Source organism: Protofrankia sp. CiT1, assembly GCF_917627335.1.
Classification (GTDB): domain Bacteria; phylum Actinomycetota; class Actinomycetes; order Frankiales; family Frankiaceae; genus Protofrankia.
Map to the genome: position 1 here is coordinate 1 of NZ_CAKJTP010000157.1, position 2,447 is coordinate 2,447.

The following is a 2,447-nucleotide window of genomic DNA, read 5'->3' on the forward strand; positions in this document are numbered from 1 at the left end:
GCAGATGGTCGGTCTCACGGACGCTGCGGTAGCGGGCGAACCAGTACGACCGGTCTCCGTCGAGCAGGGAAAGAAGCCGGGGCAGGTGCGTGCGGAGGAGGTCGTCGAGACGTTCGGGATGGGTGAAGATCTGCGCGTAGAGCCAGGAGCCGTGCGGCGAGGCCGGCCGGTGCGCGGCATTCGCGTTGGTCACGAGCGGCAGGGCGCCGGTGACGAGATTCGGCGCCGCCGGCACCGCCCGGAGGAACGGTAGGACAACCTCGTGGACGTGGCCGCCGATCCATCCCGTGTCCTCGACGGAGTCGGTCTCGGTCAGCGTCGCGCGGCCGTGTTTGTCCAGGTGCTCGCGAAGGATCGCCAGATGCGCGTCCACGGTGAGATCCAGGCGCAGTGACCGGTGGTCGTCATGGAGCTCCACGATGTCTGGGCAGGCCCCTCGCTGCCGCCACCGGGCGAATGCCTGCTCCCAGGAGTGACCATCGGCGCGTAGCGCCGCGTGGTCCGCGATGCTGATCCGCCATGTCGCGGGTGACAGGACCGCGCGCCGGTAACGCACCCGAGGCGTGTAGGGCAGGCAGGCGGCCAGCGGTCCCCAGTCGAACTCGGTGAAACGGGCGAGAAAGCCACGGGTCAACGTGGCGAGGAACCGTGCCAGCGGCGGTGCCTGCTTGCGCAGGGCGAGCGCGTGGAAGACCTGCGGTTCGACGACCTGGCGCCGCGAGATGCCGACCAGGTGCAGCCCGTCGGCCACCGCGACGATCCCGAGATCATCCAGGCGGATCACGGTCGATTCGTCAGCCCGGTGCTCACCGACCGGCAGCACCTGGGGCAGCCAGCGGGGAACCCGGGAGACGTTCTCCGAGTGCGGAAACAGCGGCGGGAACGACAGCTGGACCGGCAGCGCGCCCTCGACAGCCGCCGGCGCTGCGGCGAAGACAGTGTCCAGGCCGGCGTGGCCCACGGCTGAGCCGAACCGGCAGGTGAGCGTGCCGAACGCCCACGCGGGATGAACGCCGAACGTGTAGTCCCCCGCCGCCAGAGCCTCGACGCTGGCTGCGTGGACACGGGCTCCCAGCTCGACGTGTGGCGGAATCCAGCGTGGATTCACCGGCCTGTCCGCCGTGATCGCGGCGATAAGGGAGTCGGTAAGCACGAGTTCGTGATGTCCGGCGGTGACCGTGTCCCAGGCCAGGCGCAGCAGCTCCTGGTCACGGTGGCTGACCGTGTCCTCGGGTTCGGCCAGCATGCTGCCCGGGAAGCCAGCCGGCCAGCCGATGCCCGTATCGGGATGCACCGCGTCCAGGACGGGGACGAGTGCTCCTGTGCCGTAGCGGTCCCAGAACTCGCGGCACCAGTCGTTCCACCCCTGGTCCGGACGCGGCTGGCGCGTGAGGCGCAGCAAGGCACCCACCGCTTGGGCCATCTCGTCGGCGAGGTCGGCGGGGACAGCGATGTCGCAGTCGAGGTGCAGGTCCCCGGCCAGCGGTGTCCGGCCGGCCGGCGACAGCCGCCGCATCCGTTCCGATGCCTCCTCCCGTAGCCGTGCCTGCGTGCCCGGCTCGGCGTGGTCGTTGTTGTGCGTCCGGATCAGCTGCTGGGTGGCGCGGAGATCGCCCAGCATGGCGGCTGTCGCCTCGCCGTCGCCGGCCATGGCCTGCTCGACCGCCGCGATCACATGCGCCAGCGGGTCAGCCACGGTCATAGGCGCACGAAGATCCGTGATGAGGATGCCCTGGGCGACCAGGTCACCGAGCACACGGCGGACGGCCGTGGCAGGGGCGGCAGGAAACGCGAGCGCGACCTGGTCAAGCAGAAGGTGGAACGGGATCGGCTTGGCCGCCAGATCACGGATGAGACGCATCACCGCCGTGTTACGCACCGTCACCCGTCCCGGGCCGCGAGGCATCTCGATCCGGTCGCCGCGTTCGACCAACAGGTCGCAGACCACGACGTCCAGGCGAGCAAGCAGGTCGGGCAGCATCTCCAGCCGCTCGACAACGTCGTCCAACCACAGCGTGTCCGCCCGCAGGACCAGCCGGTGGCTCGCTCCCCAGCGCGCACGTACACCCTCGCCGATATGGATACCGGCGACACCGGCGAACAAGCCGAACGGAGTCGGCCGTCCCAGGGAACGCAGCAGATAGCGGACGACTGCCGAGGTCACCCGTCGAACCTGTTTGCCGCCCGCCGCCTGGTTGTCGAGAACAGACTCGACCTGAGCGGCGAACGACCCGCTTGCGTAGCGGATCGCGTCGGCAAACCCGGACAGTGCCCATACGGCGCGCAGCCACGACCGGCACGAGTCCGGATCGGACAACGTCGGCCAGTCCTCCGGCTGCTGGGACAGCGGAAGGACCGCCGCCCGCAGCATCGCACCGCCACCATGGCGGTACAGCGGTACGTCCACGTCGACCATCACACCTCCGTCTCACACTGCGGTCGCCGGC

General features: G+C 69.9%; 1 protein-coding gene. It reads right to left on the reverse strand.

Going from position 1 to position 2,447, the window contains the following annotated elements; genetic code table 11:
- On the reverse strand, nucleotides 1–2,416 hold a 2,416-nt coding region (locus tag MJ785_RS18240; RefSeq protein WP_239381952.1), incomplete at its 3' end, for a lantibiotic dehydratase.
- Nucleotides 2,417–2,447 lie beyond the last annotated feature (31 nt).